Origin of the sequence: Flavobacterium sp. N2550 (assembly GCF_025947265.1) — a bacterium.
GTDB lineage: Bacteria > Bacteroidota > Bacteroidia > Flavobacteriales > Flavobacteriaceae > Flavobacterium > Flavobacterium endophyticum.
Genome location: NZ_CP110007.1, coordinates 1664778 through 1681245, shown reverse-complemented (window position 1 = coordinate 1681245; position 16468 = coordinate 1664778). Strand labels below are relative to the sequence as shown.

General features: G+C 39.1%; 16 protein-coding genes. All 16 read right to left on the bottom strand.

All coding sequences use genetic code 11. The features are described from left to right. Positions 1 to 4: 4 nt before the first annotated feature. Positions 5 to 964, bottom strand: a complete 960-nt coding sequence (locus OLM56_RS07310; protein ID WP_264528828.1) for a hypothetical protein — start codon at positions 962 to 964, stop codon at positions 5 to 7. Further along, complete coding sequence (locus OLM56_RS07305) at positions 965 to 2398, bottom strand: MBOAT family O-acyltransferase (RefSeq protein ID WP_264528827.1); 1434 nt, start codon at positions 2396 to 2398, stop codon at positions 965 to 967. Positions 2399 to 2401: 3 nt separating this feature from the next. Beyond that, positions 2402 to 3793 (bottom strand): UDP-glycosyltransferase, encoded by a 1392-nt coding sequence (locus tag OLM56_RS07300; protein ID WP_264528826.1) that lies wholly within the window; start codon positions 3791 to 3793, stop codon positions 2402 to 2404. After that, positions 3783 to 4670, bottom strand: coding sequence for a hypothetical protein (locus tag OLM56_RS07295; RefSeq protein ID WP_264528825.1), 888 nt, complete (start codon positions 4668 to 4670; stop codon positions 3783 to 3785). Before OLM56_RS07295 ends, OLM56_RS07300 begins: the two co-directional genes overlap by 11 nt. Before the next feature lie 71 nt (positions 4671 to 4741). Continuing rightward, positions 4742 to 5863, bottom strand: coding sequence for a UDP-N-acetylglucosamine 2-epimerase (gene neuC / locus OLM56_RS07290; protein WP_264528824.1), 1122 nt, complete (start codon positions 5861 to 5863; stop codon positions 4742 to 4744). Positions 5864 to 5866: 3 nt separating this feature from the next. After that, positions 5867 to 6907, bottom strand: coding sequence for an N-acetylneuraminate synthase (gene neuB / locus OLM56_RS07285; RefSeq protein ID WP_264528823.1), 1041 nt, complete (start codon positions 6905 to 6907; stop codon positions 5867 to 5869). A 29-nt stretch (positions 6908 to 6936) separates the two neighbouring features. Further along, positions 6937 to 7599, bottom strand: a complete 663-nt coding sequence (locus tag OLM56_RS07280) for a cytidylyltransferase domain-containing protein (RefSeq protein ID WP_264528822.1) — start codon at positions 7597 to 7599, stop codon at positions 6937 to 6939. Then, positions 7596 to 8690: a glycosyltransferase family 4 protein gene (locus OLM56_RS07275; protein WP_264528821.1), complete on the bottom strand. Its 1095-nt coding sequence runs from the start codon at positions 8688 to 8690 to the stop codon at positions 7596 to 7598. The genes OLM56_RS07280 and OLM56_RS07275 overlap by 4 nt, the downstream gene beginning before the upstream one ends. Positions 8691 to 8695: 5 nt before the next feature. Next, positions 8696 to 9514 (bottom strand): polysaccharide pyruvyl transferase family protein, encoded by an 819-nt coding sequence (locus OLM56_RS07270; protein WP_264528820.1) that lies wholly within the window; start codon positions 9512 to 9514, stop codon positions 8696 to 8698. A 19-nt stretch (positions 9515 to 9533) separates the two neighbouring features. Next, complete coding sequence (locus OLM56_RS07265) at positions 9534 to 10607, bottom strand: glycosyltransferase family 2 protein (RefSeq protein ID WP_264528819.1); 1074 nt, start codon at positions 10605 to 10607, stop codon at positions 9534 to 9536. Beyond that, positions 10604 to 11626 (bottom strand): glycosyltransferase family A protein, encoded by a 1023-nt coding sequence (locus OLM56_RS07260; protein WP_264528818.1) that lies wholly within the window; start codon positions 11624 to 11626, stop codon positions 10604 to 10606. Before OLM56_RS07260 ends, OLM56_RS07265 begins: the two co-directional genes overlap by 4 nt. Positions 11627 to 11638: 12 nt before the next feature. Beyond that, positions 11639 to 12535 carry a glycosyltransferase family 2 protein gene (locus tag OLM56_RS07255; RefSeq protein WP_264528817.1) on the bottom strand — a complete coding sequence of 299 codons (897 nt, stop codon included), beginning with the start codon at positions 12533 to 12535 and terminating at the stop codon, positions 11639 to 11641. Positions 12536 to 12562: 27 nt separating this feature from the next. Next, positions 12563 to 13387: a hypothetical protein gene (locus OLM56_RS07250; protein ID WP_264528816.1), complete on the bottom strand. Its 825-nt coding sequence runs from the start codon at positions 13385 to 13387 to the stop codon at positions 12563 to 12565. Positions 13388 to 13416: 29 nt separating this feature from the next. Then, positions 13417 to 14343 carry a glycosyltransferase family 2 protein gene (locus OLM56_RS07245; protein WP_264528815.1) on the bottom strand — a complete coding sequence of 309 codons (927 nt, stop codon included), beginning with the start codon at positions 14341 to 14343 and terminating at the stop codon, positions 13417 to 13419. A gap of 12 nt (positions 14344 to 14355) precedes the next feature. Then, positions 14356 to 15162: a class I SAM-dependent methyltransferase gene (locus OLM56_RS07240; protein WP_264528814.1), complete on the bottom strand. Its 807-nt coding sequence runs from the start codon at positions 15160 to 15162 to the stop codon at positions 14356 to 14358. 7 nt (positions 15163 to 15169) lie between these two features. Beyond that, the gene (locus tag OLM56_RS07235; RefSeq protein ID WP_264528813.1) at positions 15170 to 16453 is read right to left on the bottom strand and encodes a polysaccharide ABC transporter ATP-binding protein; all 1284 of its coding nucleotides are present in this window, start codon (positions 16451 to 16453) and stop codon (positions 15170 to 15172) included. Between the last annotated feature and the right edge of the window lie 15 nt (positions 16454 to 16468).

Below are 16468 nucleotides of genomic sequence, written 5' to 3'. Positions count from 1 at the left end.
CAAATTAATATGCATTACGTTCCAAATCCTTAATCTTCTGCGCTAATGTAGCGGAAAACAAATGAGCCCCTTTGGTATTCAGGTGAAAGGTGTCATAAAAATAATCCGAAGACTGCGATAGGGAATCCTCAGACATATCCAAAAAGCAAACTCCCTTTTGTTCTTTAGCAAAATCAGCCAGCGCCTGTTTTAATGGCTGTGTCAGACGTCTGCCAACTGCTAGTCTCTCTTTATATTCTGGTGCCCAAACCAATATAACTGCAATAGAATCTTTAATCCTTGCCTTCACGAACGATTTCATCTGTGCCAAGTCTTTTTCATAAGACCTTTTAAAAGCAGGATCCGAAAGTCTTTTGAGATTATGGACGTCCCTTTTAAAGGCAATGGATTTTGGAGAAAACCCGTCAGTTACAGCATCCTTGTTTTTAAACTTCTTTCCCAAAAAAGACCCTAAACCAATCCCAAGAAACCTTTTTTGGGTATTGTATTTCAGCAACGGAATGCGATCTACCCACAAATAACGGCTATCAAATAAACCTAATCCTTTTTTAAGGCCTTGATCGTCTAGATAGGGCAAGAATTGATGTTCTTCTGGAAGCTGAGCAGAAGGAGTAAAATGAGCCAAGTCGACATTTTGCAAGATTATTTTAGGTTTTTTATTGTGTTCTGCATACAGGTTATATTTCAATTCTTGCAGATTATAAGAACCTGCGTTAAAAGAAAGGTTATGCACTTTGTTATTTGAAGCCGCAGAAAGCAAGTCTGGATCATAAGAAACCACGCCTCTCGAAGACCCTAAGATTACCATGTCTGCATTAATGGTGCCTTTTAAGATAGCATTCCATTCTGAAAACAGTGTGTTCTTCATTTTCTTTAATCCAGAATCAGCCGCCAGCTGTACCGCATAAGAGAGCAGGAAAGAGCCGACAAGAATCTGTACGATATAAAGCAGGAACTGTTTCATCTAAAACTGGAAATAAATAAAGCTTTTATATTCCGAATAGACGCCAAACAGCAGCAGTACCATGATGGCCAAACAGATTTTAGGATAGCTGTATTTTCCTGAAATCGGCTCGATCTTATAACGGTTAAACCATTCAAAACCTACAAACAAGACTAGCATCAAGACCAGCTCAAAGTTATACCGCTCGATATTGAAATATTGCGGCTTGAATTGCAAGTTAGAAAACATTCTCTTGATATAGCCGAAAGCATCTGTGATTGTTCGGGCTCTGAAAAAGATCCAAGCTAAACAGGTCAGCGCAAAAGTCAGCCCGATTTGTGGAATCAGTTTCATGCCTTGGATAAAGCCTACACGCTCAATATTTCCGGTATGCGTTCTGTTCTTATTGCTCAAGAGCAGTGGCAGGAAATACAATGCATTTAAGAATCCCCAAGCCAAAAAAGTCCAGTTGGCACCATGCCAGAAGCCGCTGACTAGAAAAATGATAAACGTATTTCGAATCTTCATCCACATGCCTCCTTGGCTTCCTCCTAGCGGAATATAAAGATAATCGCGGAACCATGACGAAAGCGAAATATGCCAGCGGCGCCAAAATTCGGCAATATCCCTCGAAAAATAAGGATAATCGAAATTCTTAAGCAGGTTGATACCGAATAGCTTAGACGTGCCCAAAGCAATATCCGAATAGCCCGAGAAATCGCCATAAATCTGGAACGCAAAATAAACCGCCCCTAAAACCAAAGACAGGCTGTTCATGCTCTCATAATTGTCAAAAACAGCATTGGCATATTGCGCACAGCTGTCGGCAATCACTATTTTTTTGACCAATCCCCACAAGATCTGGTGGATTCCTTCTTTGGCCTGCTGATAGTCAAAATTGCGTTTGACTTTGACCTGTGGCAGCAAATGCGTGGCCCGCTCAATAGGACCTGCGACCAATAGCGGAAAATAACTTACGAAAAGTGCATAATCAATAAAATTACGCTCTGCCTTGATTCGTTCCTTATAAATATCGATGATATAAGAAAGTCCGTGGAAAGTATAAAACGAAATACCTACTGGCAAGACCAGGTTAAGCAGAAACGGATTTGCCTGCATGCCAAAACCCTCAATCAGTCTGGAAAATGATACCGCAAAAAAGTCATAATATTTAAAGACGCCCAGAAACCCTAGGTTGACACCTACGCTGATCCAGAACCAAGTCTTCCTTTCCGCTTTAGAGCGACTGTTTTCTATTTTCAATGCCGTGAAATAATCTAGCCCGGTCGAAAAGACCAGCAAGAACAAGAACCTCCAGTCCCAGCAAGAATAGAAATAATAGCTGGCAATAATCAGCAGTGTATTTTGTGCCTTCTTCGACGAGTTAAAGACAAACCAGTACAGAAAGAAAACTATAGGGAGAAATATCGCAAAGGATAAGGAGTTAAAAAACATAGATTAGTGGATTATGTTGCGAATGGCATTCCAGATTCTTACGGACGCATCTTGGAACGGCTGCTGGTTGATGACCTCAAACCATTCTTTCGCATGAGAAATGTTAGATTTTGGGTTTTGCAATGTTGTTCGGATTTGGTCCGCGATTGCTTCAGGCGAATGTAGCCAGACTACGGCTTCAGGAGCTGGCATGGAACGAAAATGTACATAATTATAAATTTTCTTGACCGAAGAGTTCGTATTCGCCGTACGGGCTGTATCATAATTGACAAAACTGCACGGCTTGTCATAGCACGCATAATCAAAAACCATAGAGGAACCCAAGTTCACTACCATTTCTGTATGGAAGATCGTATGCTGCTGCAACAAGATATCTTCTTTTGTTGGCAATATGGTATTCCAGCCTTCGCCTATTTTTTTCCAAAGCGGCGATAAACTGGTGATAAGGTCTTTGTTTTCTTCTAAAACAGCATCATAACGAGCTGAAAAATCTACCGGACAGCGTCTGAAAATAATGCCTAGATTATATCCTTCAGCATTCAATTGCCGAACGGCTTTGGCTGTATCCGACAAGTATTGTTGATCGTCTGGCGACGTCGTAATGTCATCTCCCGAATAGCAGATGTATTTTTTGGCAATGTCCAATCCGTTGGTCTCAAAAAACGCTTCTCTTGACTGCAAGCCATTTCGGTCAGCATGAAGTTCAAACTGAGGAGTCCCTGTCACAAAAACCTGCTCTGGTCGGATATAGTCATAATAATACAAAAGTTCTTTTTTCATGTGCTCGCTCCAGACAAAATAATAATCCGTTTCTACCACCATCGTGGCCTTCGGAAGATTATCCCAAGAAAAGATAAAGGAAGCCGTTGGGATACCTAATTCCTTTGCGGCCAAAAGTGGAGCAATGGCCAATACCGGACGCTGGTTGGTGCAAAACACCATAGCTGGCTTTTCTTTTTGCAGCGTTTCAAGCGAATGCTGGTAAAACGGAGTGGTCCGTTCCAGTTTTTTTATTTTTTCGCGTACCCTTTCCAGTCCGCTTTTTGAAGTATGTGTTGCTATCAGTAGACGTGTCGCACTGCTCTTGATGGCGCTTTTTATATTCTTATACGAAAAAGGAAAACGATAATCGTCATATACCTTGTCATTGCTTTTTTGGATATTCAAGCTCAGCTCGATATGCTTCCGCGCATTTTTATAGATGTCGGTCAACGGATGTGTTTTCGCATGTCGTATTTTTACTTCCTGATAGCCTTCGGCAGTCAAGTCAAAAGGCGTATTGTTCCAAAAGACAGGCTCAAAACCCTCTTCCAATCCTAATTCATAAAAATGAGAATAGGCAAAATTGCGCAATCCTATCCCGTCGGGTAACAATATAAAAATCTTATTTTTCATGTTGCATACAATCTTTGACTAGCATTCTTGTGAAAACTTTGGCGCCCTCCTCATTGAGGTGTCCGCAATTATAAAAAAGCGTATCATCGAGCGTTTTAGAATAATCTTTCAGGCTGGGGATCTTGCGCTTGAGCTTATCAATATAATCCGATTGCCGCACAGTAGAACAAAACGGAGCACAAAAATAAACAACTTCGATGTTTTTATCTTTGCAAAGCTGATCGATCTGATTAAAAACCTTGTTTTGGGCAATAATGCTATCGGGCAGCTTGAAATTGTTGTTTTTTATGAACTTGACCTGCTTTGGGACAAAACCGTCTGTAAAATCAGTCTTGCTTTTTTTGCCTATCACCGAAGAAAAGAATTCGCGGAAGCCTATCTTATAATCATTCACCTGATAACGATAAAACGGAAGGTAATAGTAAGCCAAGTAATCGGGGTTGCTTTTTTCGAGGTGATTGCGGATTATTTCGTTTTTTCGGATATAGGGAAGCGATTCCGAACTTACGATAGTCGATATAGATTCTGTATTAAAAATATAATCGACCTGCAGGAAAAGTTTTCCTATTTTCACATTGTTATGAATAAGCAACTGCAGCAAAAGATAATTGTCATCTAATTTGGCACCCTGTATCCCTAAATTCAAGACTTTCTTCGAGGTCAATGTTTTGATAAGTTGAGTATCTATATGGTTTTCAACTCTTGAAGATCCTAAAAAGACATAATCGATTTTCTGGTCCTTTAGGCCCAGCACATATTTTGTTTTGTTTCGCGGAATTGAACGTGTGTATACTTCTGTGTAGGCCCAGTCAAAAAGACAAAGCAACAGCACGGTTGTCAGCAGGATAACACCTATTTTTCTTATAAATTGCTGCATCAGGATGGAAGATAAAAGACATTATCTTTTGCAGATCGTAAAAATGTGTTTTTGGGCGAATCCAATATCATCTATAAATCTCTAAATTGTTTCTGATGGTTCAATTGCCAAATATCTTGATTTTTTAGGGAATCAAGGAACAATTCGGCACTATTCCCTGCACCAAAATCTTCTTGCTGCAGCTGTACTTGATGGCTGTCGACAATTTTGAGCGCTTCGCTTATACTTTCAATGCTGTAATCTGTATTTATAATATCAGAATGCACGGCCCTATTCTGCTGACGCGTGCCTATATTGATAATCGGGATGCCATAATACGGCGCTTCCCGAATTCCAGCGCTGCTGTTTCCTATGATGAATTGGCTGTTCTTGAGCAGCGTAAGGAAATATTCAAAACGCAAGGACGGAAATATCCTGAACCTTGGATGTCCTTTCAATTTTTCATAAGAATTTAGGATAGCCTTGCTTCCCAAGTCGTTGTTCGGATAGATAACGACATAGTTATGATGGTCGTTGAGCAAAGCTTGGGTAAAGTTATCCGAATACTGAATCATGTGTGTTGCTTCGGTCGTTACGGGATGGAACATCGCGATGGCAAAATCGTCAAACCCGATTCCGTAGTAACTTTTCGCGATCTCCAACTCAGGAAGATTTTTAGAAAACATAATATCAACATCAGGAGAACCGATGATAAAGACAGAAGAAGCCATCTCTCCCATCTGAATCAGCCTTTTGGCGGCCTGTTCATTAGATACAAAATGCACGTGGCACAGCTTGCTGACACTATGGCGGATCAGTTCGTCAACAGTTCCCGAAATTTCTCCTCCTTCGATATGTGCCACCAAAATGTTATTGAGAGAACCTACGATAGCTCCTGCTAAGGTTTCTACTCTGTCGCCATGAACAACAATCAGATCGGGCTGGCATACTTTTACGTAGGCAGACAATCCTTCGATAGTTTTTGCGAGAGTCAGATCCATCGTCGTCTCGTCTGTATGGTTAGAGAACGTATGGATATTCTGGAAGCCACAGCGCTCGATTTCAATAAGCGTATAACCGTATTCTTCCTGCAGGTGCATTCCGGTCACGGCAATATAGGGCACAAATCCTGAGTCTTTTTCCAATATTTGGATCAGGGATTTGATTTTCCCGAAATCAGCTCGGGTTCCGGTAAGGAAAAGTATTTTTTTCACGGCTTACTGAATATCGTTCCAAATTAGCTGTTCATCATTTTCTATGGCTCTTGTTGCCTTTTTTCCAAGAATATTATTGAAATGCTCGGCAAGAATCTTTCCGGTTCCAGGGCGCTTTACCCAAATATTTTCTTTTGTAAAAACCTCCCCTTCTGCTATAGGTCGGATAGAGCAGACCGTAGCAAAAGCAAAGTCGATAGTAACCTGTTCTTCTTTTGCCGGTTCTTTGCTGCCTCCTCGCATCTGCCAGATCTCATGGCTGCCTGCTATCAGTTCTTGGCAAGCCGTCTCATCCATACTGCAGATGATATCGGGTCCTGTTCGGTTCATATGATCCGTAAAATGCCTTTCTAAGATGGAAGCGCCTAAGGCCACGGCACCCAGACAGGCATTGTTGTTCAGCGTATGGTCGCTTAGACCGAAAACCTTATTCGGAAATGCGTCATGCAGTTGCGTCATGGCACCATAACGTACCAAATGAATCGGTGTCGGATATAAGTTGGTCGTATGCAGAAGCGCTACGGGAATATTGTGTTTGTCAAAAATAGCAACTGCTTTACTGACGCTTTCGATGGTATTCATTCCGGTACTTAAGATGACCGGCTTTCCAAAGCTGGCAATATGTTCGAGCAACGGATAATTATTGCATTCGCCGGAACCGATCTTATAGGCTGGAATATCAAATTGTTTCAAGCGTTCGGCTGCAGCACGAGAAAAAGGTGTCGAGATAAAGATCATGCCTTTGCTTTCGACGTATTCTTTGAGTTCCCGCTCATCTGCTTCGTTCAAAGCGCAACGTTCCATGATTTCATATATAGAAACCGTGGCATTGCCCGGCACTACCTTTTTGGCGGCTCCGCTCATTTCATCTTCTACGATATGCGTCTGGTGTTTTACCACTTCTGCGCCCGCTCGATGTGCAGCGTCTACCATTTCTTTTGCAACGTCCAGAGAACCTTCATGATTGATGCCTATTTCTGCAATTACCAGCGGCGGATAATCAGGTCCGATTTTTCTTCCTGCAATTTCTATGTATGGGTTCATTATTGTATGTTCAGGGGTTTTACTATGTTTTATAGGGTATGTTTTTTATGCAGGTAAACCGCATAGTCAAAATCTTCTAAGGTATCGATATCGACACTGCCAAAAGCATGGTCGATTAACATTGGATAGGCTTCTCCACTTATAATCGTATCGTTAAGGATTAGTTCCGATTTGCAGATATACAATAATCCGTTTTCAAAATACAAAGGCTCTAGGTCTTGGCTTCGTTGTCCCGGTTCGTAATTGAATGGTATAAATTTATCCTCTTTAATTTTGCCTAGTTTTTGGTGGCTTTGGGTTACAGTAAAAAGGCTTTCGTATCTTCCTTTTTCATAAATCTCAAGAGCATTCTGCAGCAAATTTTTAGGCCGAAGCGGATTGGTCGGTTGCAGCAACACTACCGTTTCAGGTTTCGATTCTAATGATTCCAGTACATGCTTTAAGGCAGTTACTGTCGGTTCTAAATCTCCTGCCAAATGTTGTGGTCTATCAATTACTTGCGCACCATAGGCTATAGCTATTTTTTTAATCTCGGTATCGTCTGTGCTGACATATACAGCATCAATACGACTGTCCGCTTGGGCATATAAAATGCTGTGTGCCACGAGCGGGATACCGCCCAACAGCATTCTGTTTTTTCCTGGCAGTCTTTTAGATCCACCTCTCGCTGGAATAATGGCTATCGTCTTCATCGTTCTAGGCTTTTTTTAGCATCAAAGATTCTTTCTTCCATACCTTGGCTCCATGTTTCTTTGGAATAAAGTTCTTTGGGTATAGAAGGATAACTACTGCTTTCTGACAGAAATTCTTCAATTGCCTCTATCCATTCTGAAATAAAATGCGGGTTTTCAATCAGTCTGCCTAATTTACCATGCTGTAGTACTTCTGGAACACCGCCCAAAGCGGAAGCAATGCAATAGCACCCGCAATGCAGGGCTTCAATCAAGCTCAGGCCAAATCCTTCGTGCCATAGTGTCGGAAACAGATAGGCATCGGCAGCTTGGTAATAGTCAGGAAGCTCGCTATTAGGGATTTTCCCTAAAAAAACAACGCCTTTTATAGTCTCTTTTCTATTGGTTCCTATGACAAGCAATGTACAGTTGTCATGCTTTTCCTGTATGCGATTCCATACATCCAGCACCAGATCCAGTCCTTTTTTAGGTCGGTCCTGCGAGCACCAGATAAAGATTTTTTCGGAGGTAAATCCTAGTTTCTCTCTAAGCGCTTTCTTTTTCTCAGGAGTTATTTTGTAAAATTTGTCGGTATCAATTCCGTTGTGCAATACCGAAAATCGGCACGGCAATATCGTATAATATTCTTTATGTGCTTTATAGCTATCGTAAGTCAAGAGTACCATTTCATCAATAAACTCGTAGAAATTTCGGCTGTCTAGATTGCCATAAAAGGGCGCGAAGCCATGATAAAAAAACTGTATGTAGCATCGGTTTTTCAATCCTTTGGAGGTTAGAAATTCCTGTAGCGGCTTGATGATTCCAAAATTATCAACAACCTGAATAATATGCTTTTCTCCAGTTGCCAGAATCTTTTCAAGCGCTTCTAGATAGCCGATATAATTATTTTTATGGTATTTTTTCTTAAGCTTGAGTGTCAGCGTCTGCCCTACGATTTCATAGTGTATGTTTGGGAATCGGGTTTCGGGCTGCTCGCAAATGATATAGTCGATGGAGTGCTTGCATTCTAGGTAGTTTTGGTACAAAGTAGTCCAGCTTCCAATCTTGGAATACGGTAGCGGGAATTGGGATATCAAAATTACTTTAGCCATAACTATTATTTAAACGGACAGGTTTCCATCAGGCCATCCTGTATTTCTTTAATTTTTTCTGGTGTGGCAGTCGATTGGACGGCATTAAAAAGAGCTTCGATTTGACTATCTTCCAACTTTTCCGACACAAACTTTGGAGCATAATTCTCGATGCCTACAGACTCGAAATAATCTTGGTATTTGATTCCGTCTCCAAAAACATTTTCCGAAAACTTGACCCAGACAGCCGGAATATGATAGGCCTGCGAAATAATAATTCCGTGCAAGGAAGACGAAATAATCCTTCTGCATTGCAAGATCAGATCGGTCACGCTCTCCACATCATTGGTCATCAGGTCGATTATAAGAACATTGCTGTGTTCTTTATACATTTCTGTTACCAGCTTATAATCGGCATAATGCGGAATGATTCCCAAATCGTATTTTACCTGTTTCTTCGGATTATAAAATCGCGGCAACAAAAGCGCCGGATCTCCATATACTTCAGGAACTTCATAATCTTGCGCCATCAGATGCTTTCTGGTCTGCGGTCCACGGACGGCTAAAAATACGGCTTTTTTTATTTTATATTCTTTTGAAATGATGCCGCTTCCCCAGACTACGCATTTTCCTTCTACTTGAGCCAAAATACTTCCTGCGGTCAGGTAGACAGTCTTGAATGTATCCAAGAAAGAACGCTTTTTAGGATGGGTCCAAACCGCTTTTTTTCCAGAAATCTTTTCGACAAGATAGCATCCCACGAGATCGCCATAGTTTTCTTTTTTCTTGCTGGCAAGGTGGATTTCACTCCACCAAAAAAGCCTGATGTTTCCGTTTTGGGACATAAACCGGGTAAGATTAGCTTTAGGTTTTTATTTTAAAAATAATACTGCTTGGGTTTTCTTTGACCTGATAAATATAGGGGTTTGTATGGTAAAATGAAACGATATGCAGCAGGATTTGGTCATTGATTTCTTTAAGGCTGTAGAACTGCGGTACTTTTTTGCCCAATTGCTTCTTCAGCTTGTATTTGGCCGTAGCCTGAACAGGATTTTCCTTAATCTCAATCGCCAAGATTTGGTTTTTAGCATTGGAAAGCTGTTGGTAGAGGAAATAGTCTATCAATTTCTTCTCGTTATAGAGAGTGGATAATGGAAAAGATTGCAATTCGTTCAGTTCTATGTCGACCATAACATTTCCCCAACCTTTAGGATTTACTTTGGTAGCATTCGTCTTTAGATTATGCAACAAATGTTGGTGGTTGATTTCTACAATTCCAGACAATTGCAGTTCTTTGTTCAGCGTCTTGGTTTCTCTCTTTCTATAATTAGGATGCCACTGGTGCAATATTAAGAGCTTTTGATCATAGTATTCAACCTGACATCCGGCATTTTTTAAGCGATTGTGGATGTCGGTATCTTCGGCTCCCCAAAAATGAAAAAACTCATCAAAGCCATTTATTTCTTTTAAATAGGAAACAGGAAAAAGTGTCATTCCCGTAGCTTCTTCGTTGGTCTTGAAATTAATTTCATAAGACTCGAAGGTCTTATCTTTTTTTGTCTCTTGTTCGGAAAGAAATCCTACTTGAAAATAAGTAGCTTTATTCGGGTCGAGATGCTGTTCTAAAACAGCCGTGAATTGCGAGTGGAAAATCATGTCAATATCCGCTACAAAACAATAGTCGGAATCCATCTTTTTTACGGCATAATTCAAGGCTTTGCATTTGTTCCAAGGCTGGTCTTTTACAGGAAGGTAGACATAAGACACAAAATCATATTTCTTGAGCAAGGTTTCCGCTGCTTCCGCCGATTTTTCCTCAGAACCATAGTCTATGAATACTACCTTGAAATTCTGCTTCGATTGCTGCGCCAACGAATCGACAGAACGCTGGATGCGCTTTATTTCACGGTTTCGATAAGGATAGAAAATGGTTATCATAAATAATGTTCTGCAGCTTCTTTGGAAAGCCCTTTATATCTTAAGCATTGGGTCAGTATTTTTTTTCTCAAAAAGAACTTGGCAAATAACTTATTTTTTATCCAATATCCCAACTGGGTTGAAGGAATCGTATTTAAATTCAATTTGCTTTCTGCTACATACTCATTAGGCTCTATTTCGTCTAATTTCTGCTGCATCCAGTCTTCTTTACTGTTGCCCATGTGATAGGCAAAATTATCCAGCGTAGATAACCTCCATAGTCCTTTTTTAACAACCGGAAGATCCAACAGTTCTTTTTCGCTATCGCCTCCGAGCTTATAGCCTGAATACCTTTTCTCTAGCTTTTCAAATATCGCTCCTCTATAGGTCGTAATAAAATGTCCCGCTCCGACAACAGCCTTAAAATCTTTGCCGGAAACAGTCAGGTATTTATCTAATTGGTACTTATTATAGAATCCTGGATAGCCGATGCTGTTAGCAAATTCTTCTAGTGCTTTGGGATTTTTTACATCCGTAAAGTATAATTTTTTAGAAAAGAACAATTCACACCATATATTGGTGGTATAGGTCTTGAAAGATTTGGCCGATGGTGTCGGACAAACGGCTCCGGCTTTTGGAAACGCATTAAAGACAGCATAGGTTTCCTTTTGCCAGTGATTCAAAAACAGCACATCGGAATCTGCGATGGTAACCAGTTGGAAATTATTCCCTGATAAGCCTTTCAATACGGCATTTAGTTTTCCGATACTTGGGCAGTGGATGACCTCGTGAATTTTATGCTCTTCAAACAAGTTGTTCAAATAATCGACAATCTCTTGACAGCTTCCATTATTGACAATCGTGAAATACGTCTTTTTATGGCTGGTCAGCAACAGCGACTCCATACAGTATTTTAATATTGTAAAACTGTCCTTGAAATAATCGTCTTGGTTGGGAATATAAACAGGAATCACGACCTGATGGAAGTACTCTGAGGCCTCCTGCTTTTTATCTTTATGTGGATTAAATCCTATTCGCATACCTGTCGTTTATTATTTGGATTGCCTCAAGACTCTTTTTACAATTGTCGTAATGAAACTGAAATAGCTTCGTATCCATCCTTTTTTTAGATGCAATTTTGTTATCCTCAACAGAAACGAAATTACCTTTTTATTGGTTAAATAGCAATTGTGTGTCTTTTCTATAAGGTAATTAATTTGGGCAGGATTAAAATAGTGCGAATGTTTGTCTAACAAATAGATGTAAAATCTGAAACTTGCTTCTAGTTTTTGGGCGTTGAAAGAAGAACTACCTGAAATGCTTTCGGAAGATATTCTCACATAGACCGCTGCGTTGTTTAGCGTAAATAGGTTTTTAAAATCCGAAAATTCCATTACGGCCAATACATCTGAAAACCATGCTAATGGAAAATCTTTGAATCTTATTTTTTGTATTTTTTCCTTTCTAAAAATATATTCGCTTAACGAGCTTCTAGTCTTTCTAAAGAACGAATCAATTGAATTCTCGATTCTTGGATGCTGGTAAACAGCAGAAATGAGGCTTCCTTCTTCATTTATTTTATAGGTCGCATATCTGATAACGGCAATTTTTTCGTCTTGGATTTCTTGGAAATGATTATAAAATTCTTCAACGGCATTTTCACCCAGCACGTCATCATCGCCCAAAATCATTATCCATTCTTCATTTTCTGCTAACGCGACACACCTTTCCCATTGCTTGACTAAGGATTGCCTTCCCAAATTAGCATCAAATCTTTGATAGGAAAAGTCAATTTTGCCTTTATATTTTTCCAGCAAAACGCTTGGGTCTTCTTTACTTGCATCATCGCCAATATACACCTTAAAATCTTTATTGCTTTGTTGGGCCAAAGATTCTAAGGTTGCTTGAAAGAAGCAAATTTTATAATATGGAATAACGATTGCAAGCATGAACAGTAGCGCTGTAAACAGCGGATATTATTGGGTTCCTAATAATTTTGCCAGAGATTCTGTCATTCTTTTTTCATCAGAACGGAGCTTGCTTCTTCCGTGCAGTCCGTCGATATAAATGTTAGGCAGATGGTGGATCAGGTTGTCTTCAAAATCAGAGATGCAAATCATTTTTTTCATGCCTCCAAATTGGAAAACATCGGTATTGACTTTACATTTACTGCTGTATTTGTTAGTTCTTTCGACTTTTAATCCTAGCGTCTTTTTAATTTTTCTGGTTATTCTAGAATACAAAGTATTTTCTATTATCAATTCTTTAAAATCAAGCTGCTTTCCTATTCTCGCGAGCTGTTCCTTAGTCAAGATAAAGGTGGCTTGGTGAAGGTTTGAAAAATGGGCAAACTTTTTTCCGTTATAAATTTCAACAGAATTAAAATCCCATTCAAAATCTAAATGATAGGCCGGATAATATTTTCCTGTTTCATTTTCTTCAAATTGTATCAGTCCCGTAATCCTGTTTTTAGGCAGTATTTTAGAATAGCTCAAATGGTTGTCGATATGCTTTTCGGTAAACAAATGGTCGTTTTCTCCGTATAAAAACACGTCAAAATTATCCTTGTTTTCCCAAATAGTCGTTCGGCAAGTCAAGGGCAATAACTGATAATCGTCTAATGTAAAAACATTTACTGTGTCAATTCCGTCGATATTCAGGTCGATATTCGAATTTACGATTATCGTAACGTCATATTTTTTAAAGCTTTTTAATTCGGCCACGACTCTTTCCAGAAAACGAAGTTGCTCGCTTCCGTAATTAACTAATACAGCTAAGATTTTGGTTAAATCTTGATTCATTTGGTGAAGTTATTTACTATTAGAGAGAATTAGTTAAGAAAAGGATAAGGATTATTTTTTATTTCATTCTTAATTTTTGCAACCTGTTTTTTTGTGCTATAGAGTTTTTTCAGATATCGTATCGAATCTAAAAAATCGGATTTATTCCAATTGACCAGTGCCTTAATTGTTTTCTTGAAGGTCAGCCGTATCATTTTGTTTGCAGATAAATTACTATTAGGATTCATAAGCTTCAAATCCTGAAGATTTGCCAAATTTCTAGGAGTAGAATTTCTGACTTGCTGTTCTCTGTCGTGATAGGCGAAAGCATCGGGTACAACGCCTACTTTTAAGCTTTTAAACTTGCATCTGTTAACGTAATCGTTGTCTTCTGCATAATGAAAAAAATAGGGATTGAAACCTCCTACTTCTTGCAACGTTTTTTTGGAAAGCAGCCAAATTGCGGCATTGACGAACCTAACATCATAGACCGGCTTCAGCATTTTATTCAGATAAACATCAGAATACAGATTTTTGCAATTGCTTGGATTGATATAGGTTTGGAAATACAAATCAATCTGATTTCCTTGTCCGTCTAAATGAATCGGGCTCAAGATTCCATAGCCTTTATGGGCTTCCATTTGAAGCATCAATTTCTGTAACGTGTCTTCTTTCAGATAAGCATCTTGGTTTAGGAGTAAAAAATAGTTTCCTCCTTTTTCCAAAGCTATTTTTAGTCCGATATTGTTTGCTTTCCCAAAGCCTAAATTTTCTTTATTTTCTACGAGAATGGCTTGCGGATATTTGTTTTTAATGGTTTCTACAGTAGCATCTGACGAATTATTATCGACAATTACTAACGTAGCTTTGTAAGAGGAATTTAGAACAGAATTTACACATTTTTCAATCCAACGCATGGCATTATAGGTCACAATTATGACATATATTTTATTATCCATGGACGCAGATTCCGACATATCCTACTTCTTTTATTTTAATTTTCTTTTCAAAAACTTAAACGGACTTAATATAAAATGTCCTGCTTTATAGGTAGCGCTATTTTGGATTTCATTCACCAATTCTTTCTTGCTGATGCTTCCTCCGTCAAAAACTGAAATATTTTGCCTTTTAAAATCGCCGTCAGAAGCTATGATTATTAAAAAGAGTGCATTCCATTTTTTTTCTCTAATTGCAGCATAATCTCCTGAAAAGAATTTCAATTCCTTCAGATACTGCTCGTCCAATACCATGGAATTGCCATTATTATAAATTTGCGAGAGCAATTGTGTTTGGCTGAAATATCGAGATGCTAAGTCTGAAAATTCCTCTTTGTACAATTCTTTCACATGGAATTCGTTTTCCAGTTTCCTCATGTCAGAATAATACAATTTATCTGGAGTAGAAATAATCAATAGGCCGTTTGGTTTTAAAACTCTTTTTATTTCCGCCATCATTTCATCATGTTCATCATGATGTTCGATCGTTTCATAACTTACGACAATATCAACAGAATTGTCTTCTAAAGGTATTTTGCTCGTACTGCCGACTAAAAACTCAATGTTTTGTTTTTTGTATTTCAGCTTTGCCTGTGAAATGCATTCGTTGTCAATATCAACTCCATAAACAAAAGAAGCTTTTTCGCTCATCAAATGGCTACCATAACCTTCGCCACAAGCTATATCGAGGACTATCTTATCACTGCAATATTCTGTTGCAATAGAATACCTGTGCAGATGTTCGATTGCTATCCTGTTATATACGAAAGTTTCCAGCCTTTCTCCTGTCCAGTTTTTCATTATGCTTTTATTCCCAGTTTAATAATGGCCTTACTACTCCAGGTATTTTTCCTGAATAATCACCCCGTGCGGATGTATCATTTTTAATTTCTATCACGTTGAAGCCTACAATATCCATTTCATGAAATTCTACAAAAAAGGGCTTGTAGCGCATGATGGCAAAACTGCAGGTGTAGCTCCCTTCGGCTAAAAGAAATTTAGGAATGGTGATGGTCTTTTTGTGCACTCCTAAAGAAAGAGGTTCTTCTAAAGTTGAAGAGTCTTTGTCATGTGAACTCAAAATATGCAGTCCTTGATTGTTGAACAAATTAAAACCATGCGTAAACCGCTGCTCTTCTTTTAAAATTTCATAGGTGAATTCTACTTTTATATCCTGCGACATCAGATGGTTTAGCGCTACTTTGTCCGTAGAATCTAAAACTTTAACTTCCTTCAGCTTGATAAAATCGGAACACGGAGCTTCTCCAATACTCCAATCTCTATACGGCTGCTGTTCGGCATTTTTTAAATATCGGTCAATACAGTCTTCCACCGCACCTTCAAAACTAACTTGTCCTTTTTCTAGCAGAATTCCTCTAGTACACAAACCCTTGACCGCTGCCATATTATGGCTCACGAACAAAACCGTTCTTCCTTCTCCTTTTGAAATGTCTTGCATCTTTCCAATAGCTTTTTTCTGAAATTCGGCATCACCAACAGCTAGTACTTCATCGACAACTAAAATTTCAGGTTCTAAAAAGGCAGCGACGGCAAATGCTAAACGAACCGTCATTCCAGAACTGTATCTTTTTACAGGCGTATCAATATAACGCTGGCAGCCGCTGAACTCAATGATTTCATCAATTTTAGATTTGATTTCTTTTTTGGTCATTCCGAGAATGGCTCCGTTCAGGTAAATATTTTCCCGCCCGGTCATTTCGCTATGAAAACCCGTTCCTACTTCCAACAGAGAAGCAATGCGCCCTTTTGTTTTTATGACTCCGGTTGTCGGTGCCGTAACTCTTGAAAGTATTTTGAGCAGTGTTGATTTGCCAGCTCCATTTTTACCAATTATGCCTAAAACTTCGCCTTTATGGACTTCAAAATTAATATCATGTAAAGCCCAGACATAATCTGATGTGGCTTTTGAGGAACGATCATTGACATCGCCTACTTTAAGGTAAGGATCTTCTTTGCCGCGGATGTTTGCCCACCAGCGGTTAAGATCATGGCTGAGTGTTCCTGTTCCTACTTTACCTAAGCGGTATTGTTTTGAGATTCCTTCAGCTTTCAGTATTATTTCATTGCTCATTTTTATGGTAGAAAC

Bases quoted from the DNA above. Each gene is read 5' to 3' on its own strand.
- OLM56_RS07270 (WP_264528820.1), bottom strand. From the start codon at position 9,514: ATGTCCCAAAACGGAAACATCAGGCTTTTTTGGTGGAGTGAAATCCAC.
- OLM56_RS07255 (WP_264528817.1), bottom strand. From the start codon at position 12,535: ATGCTTGCAATCGTTATTCCATATTATAAAATTTGCTTCTTTCAAGCA.
- OLM56_RS07250 (WP_264528816.1), bottom strand. From the start codon at position 13,387: ATGAATCAAGATTTAACCAAAATCTTAGCTGTATTAGTTAATTACGGA.
- OLM56_RS07260 (WP_264528818.1), bottom strand. From the start codon at position 11,626: ATGCGAATAGGATTTAATCCACATAAAGATAAAAAGCAGGAGGCCTCA.
- OLM56_RS07310 (WP_264528828.1), bottom strand. From the start codon at position 964: ATGAAACAGTTCCTGCTTTATATCGTACAGATTCTTGTCGGCTCTTTC.
- OLM56_RS07275 (WP_264528821.1), bottom strand. From the start codon at position 8,690: ATGGCTAAAGTAATTTTGATATCCCAATTCCCGCTACCGTATTCCAAG.
- OLM56_RS07295 (WP_264528825.1), bottom strand. From the start codon at position 4,670: ATGCAGCAATTTATAAGAAAAATAGGTGTTATCCTGCTGACAACCGTG.
- neuB (WP_264528823.1), bottom strand. From the start codon at position 6,907: ATGAACCCATACATAGAAATTGCAGGAAGAAAAATCGGACCTGATTAT.
- OLM56_RS07245 (WP_264528815.1), bottom strand. From the start codon at position 14,343: ATGTCGGAATCTGCGTCCATGGATAATAAAATATATGTCATAATTGTG.
- OLM56_RS07235 (WP_264528813.1), bottom strand. From the start codon at position 16,453: ATGAGCAATGAAATAATACTGAAAGCTGAAGGAATCTCAAAACAATAC.
- OLM56_RS07305 (WP_264528827.1), bottom strand. From the start codon at position 2,398: ATGTTTTTTAACTCCTTATCCTTTGCGATATTTCTCCCTATAGTTTTC.
- OLM56_RS07240 (WP_264528814.1), bottom strand. From the start codon at position 15,162: ATGAAAAACTGGACAGGAGAAAGGCTGGAAACTTTCGTATATAACAGG.
- OLM56_RS07300 (WP_264528826.1), bottom strand. From the start codon at position 3,793: ATGAAAAATAAGATTTTTATATTGTTACCCGACGGGATAGGATTGCGC.
- OLM56_RS07265 (WP_264528819.1), bottom strand. From the start codon at position 10,607: ATGATAACCATTTTCTATCCTTATCGAAACCGTGAAATAAAGCGCATC.
- OLM56_RS07280 (WP_264528822.1), bottom strand. From the start codon at position 7,599: ATGAAGACGATAGCCATTATTCCAGCGAGAGGTGGATCTAAAAGACTG.